Here is a 3,399-nt window from a genome sequence, read left to right on the forward strand (position 1 = left end):
ACCTTCGGCCTTCTCGACGGCGCTGCGGCGTTCACCCTGTGCCTCGAGGATCATCGCACGGCGTTTGCGCTCGGCGGAGGTCTGTTGTTCCATCGCGCGCTGGACGTCCTTGGATGGGTTGACCTCGCGAACTTCGACGCTCTCGACGCGGATCCCCCACTCATCGGTGGGTTCGTCGAGTTCGGTCCGGATCTTGGCGTTGATCTCCTGGCGTTTGTTCAGCGTATCGTCGAGTTCCATGTCGCCCAGGACGGCACGCAGGGTCGTCTGGGCGAGGTTCGAGACCGCCTTCTTGTAGTCGTCGACCTCGAGGAACGCCTTCTTGGCGTCCATCACCTTGATGTAGACGACAGCGTCGGCCGTCACCGGCGAGTTGTCCCGTGTGATCGCTTCCTGACGGGGGACGTCGAGGGTCTGGGTACGCATATCGAATCGATAGGTGTTCGACACGAACGGTGGCACGAAGTTGATACCGGGCTCTAAGAGTTTGCGGTACTCGCCGAAGACGGTCAGCGCGCGCTTCTCGTAGGCGTCGACGATTTCGATCGCACTGAGCAACGCAGCGATAACGACGACGAGGACGAGGGCACCGACGAACAGTACGGCACCGCCCGTCGTCTGCATGGGGAACAGTTCTACGACCATACATCGACGTTATGGTGGTGAGGTGAAAAGCGTTCCCTTGTTTTACCGACATATCCGGCTGCAAACCCCGTGTAGGCGGCCGGTGTGATCCGCGAACCGGATGCTCAACTCGACTTTTCGGTCTCGCGTTCGGTCGCCGAGTCGGTGTCGGCCGCCGGGTTGGACGACGACTCCCGGTTGTCGTCGCCGACGTTTGCTGATTCGGGATCGTCGAGATGCTCCTCGAGGGAACCGTCGTCGTGTTCGTCCTCGTCGTCCGTGGCTGGTCCCTGGGCGAGAGCGCGATCGATCTCGTCCTGGCCGATAGCGTCCATCGACTCGACGGTGAGGACGTTGCCACCGCCGGGATCGAGGACGATGATCTCTTCGCCTTCTTCGATGGTCCCGCTGGTCGTTCGGGCGCTGTAAAACGGTGCAAAGCCGCCCTGGTCGAGTTTGACCTCCCCATCGCGGTTCGTGATCGTCTCGGTGGCGTAGCCGGTCGTTCCGGCCAGCGAGCCCGAATCGGATGTCTGGGCGGTTCCTTTCCCACCGTAGAAGTCGAACTCGTGGTAGACGTAGGTTGCAATGAGCCCGATCAGCAGCGTCAGCCCTGCCAGGATGAACGGACTCGCAACTGGCGGGAAGAGCACGCCGACCAGCCCCGCGCCGACCAGCGCGACACCGATGACGATGAAGTGTGCGCCGGGTGAGACTGCCTCCAGCGCCATCAGGAGGAGTCCCACCGACAAGAGCAAAAGCGGCATGTTCCCGAAGAGGGCCTCGAGCATATCTGACGGTAAGGGCTCTGCCCGATTAAATGTTTACCGAGCCAGGGGTACATTCAGCGAGTGGCTTCGATCGAACGCAGTTCCGTCCTCGTTCACAATTTGTCTGCGTTGGGGGCCTGTGTCGGTGGTACGTACGGCAGATCGTGGTCGTGTCAGGTTCCGCTCCCGTCGTCACCCAGCGAAAGGAGCGTTTCGATGAACGAATTGAAGCGGTCAACGAGGCCGATGTCGTCAGTTTCATCGAGATCGTCGGGGGTCGAAACGTCGTCGTCGCTGGCGGTCTCGTCAGTCGGTCCCGAGTCGTCGGTTTCTTCGTCGTTGGCTTCTTCGTCACTGTCGTCAGCCGCTTCGTCGTCTGACTCCCCGCTGTCAGCAGATTCTTCGCCATCGTCTCGGTCTTCGTCGTTCGATTCCTCATCGCCATCATCGTCAGTATCGGTCGCGTCGTCCGTTTCGTCCACCTCCTCCTCGTCTTCGAGCTCGGGGTCGGTACTGTCGGTAGTCGTCTCGTTGGCGACATCCAGTCCCTGCTCGTCGCCGGTTTGTTCGATCGACTCGAGGGCATCCTCGGACGGATCGTCGGCGGCGAACTCCGAGCCGACCAGCGCGACGGTCGTGCCGAACGCGAGGAGGACGATCACGGTCGTTATTGCGACTGTCCAGACTGATCCGCGAACTTCGCGTCCGTGCTCGTCGTCGCGCTGGGGTGCCATCGGTCCGGAGCTACGCGAGCCGATTCCCTTTGTTAACCGCACCAATTGGATCGCGAACGTCCGCTTACCGCAGGCCTGCGGTCGGGTGAACGGATCCCAAACGCCTACCGGTCTGGACCGCGAGGATCCCATATGACGACCTACGATATCGAACGGTATCTCAACGTCCGAAGCGCCTACGGTGGTTCGTTCGCCCCCGGCGGAGAGCGGCTCTCTTTTCTGATGGACACGACCGGCACGTCGCAAGTCTGGACGCTGACAGCGCCCCAGGCCTGGCCCGAGCAGCGAACGTTCTACGACGAGCGCGTCACCTTCGCCTCCTGGTCGCCCGACCGCCCGGAGCTGATATTCGGGATGGACGAGGGTGGCAACGAGCGTACACAGCTCTATCGGCTCGAGACCGAGACCGGTGCGATCGTGAATCTGACGGCCACGCCGGATGCCAAACACCGCTGGGGCGGCTGGAGTCACGACGGCGATCGATTCGCGTTCGCCTCGAACCGCCGCGACGAGTCCGTCTTCGATGTCTACGTCCAGAACCGTGACGAGGCAGGTGCCGACGCCGAGCCCCAACGCGTCCTCGAGGGCGACGGCTGGCTCTCGCTGTCGGGTTGGAGTCCCGACGACTCGCAGCTACTCGTCTCGCAGGCGTACTCGAACTTCGATCAGGACCTCTCCGTGCTCGACGTAGCGACCGGCGAGCGCGAGCATCTGACGCCCCACGAGGGAGACGTTCGCTACCAAAGTGCAAGTTGGGCGCCCGACGGCGAGGGAATATATCTAGTCACCGACCACGGTGACGCCGACACGCTCTATCTCGCCTATCTCGACGTAGAGAGCGGCGACCTCGAGACCGTCGACGACGGCGGGAAGTGGAACATCGACGGCATCGCACTGGACGACGAGACGGGGCGGTTCGTGTATTCACGAAACGTCGAGGGGTACACCGAGTTGACCGTCGGCGAGTTCGACGCGGACGACCCGACCGAGTTCGAGACGTTCCCCGAGCCGGAGCTGCCCGGCGGCGTCTCCGGCGGCGTTAGCTTCGATCCCGACGCTGAACGCTTCGCGCTGTCGACGACCGGCGATACGGTCAACACGAACGTCTTCGTCGTCGACGTCGAGACGGGCGAGGCAAAACGGTGGACCGACGCACCGACCGCGGGTATTCCTCGTACGCTCTTGTGTAGGAGATTGTTGATACCGCTCAGCTGTGGCTGTCGAATCAAAGAGGACAAGGACACCGCGTCAGCGGTGTCCGATACGTATGA

Annotated in this window: 4 protein-coding genes; 1 reads left to right on the top strand and 3 read right to left on the bottom strand. The window is 62.3% G+C overall.

The annotated features are described in order from the left end of the window. From D8Y22_RS18350 to D8Y22_RS18360, 3 genes are all read right to left on the bottom strand, one after another. Positions 1 to 645: SPFH domain-containing protein (locus D8Y22_RS18350; RefSeq protein WP_246084506.1), on the bottom strand; the 645-nt coding region annotated here is incomplete at its 3' end. 104 nt (positions 646 to 749) lie between these two features. Beyond that, complete coding sequence (locus D8Y22_RS18355) at positions 750 to 1,415, bottom strand: NfeD family protein (protein WP_141466137.1); 666 nt, start codon at positions 1,413 to 1,415, stop codon at positions 750 to 752. Between the two features lie 152 nt (positions 1,416 to 1,567). Next, positions 1,568 to 2,128 (bottom strand): hypothetical protein, encoded by a 561-nt coding sequence (locus D8Y22_RS18360; protein ID WP_141466138.1) that lies wholly within the window; start codon positions 2,126 to 2,128, stop codon positions 1,568 to 1,570. Positions 2,129 to 2,260: 132 nt separating this feature from the next. On the opposite strand from D8Y22_RS18360, the gene D8Y22_RS18365 reads away from it, so the two are divergent. Then, a partial coding sequence (locus D8Y22_RS18365; RefSeq protein ID WP_174811911.1) for a TolB family protein occupies positions 2,261 to 3,399 on the top strand: 1,139 nt, incomplete at its 3' end.

The organism is Salinadaptatus halalkaliphilus (genome assembly GCF_006543045.1).
Classification (GTDB): Archaea; Halobacteriota; Halobacteria; order Halobacteriales; family Natrialbaceae; genus Salinadaptatus; species Salinadaptatus halalkaliphilus.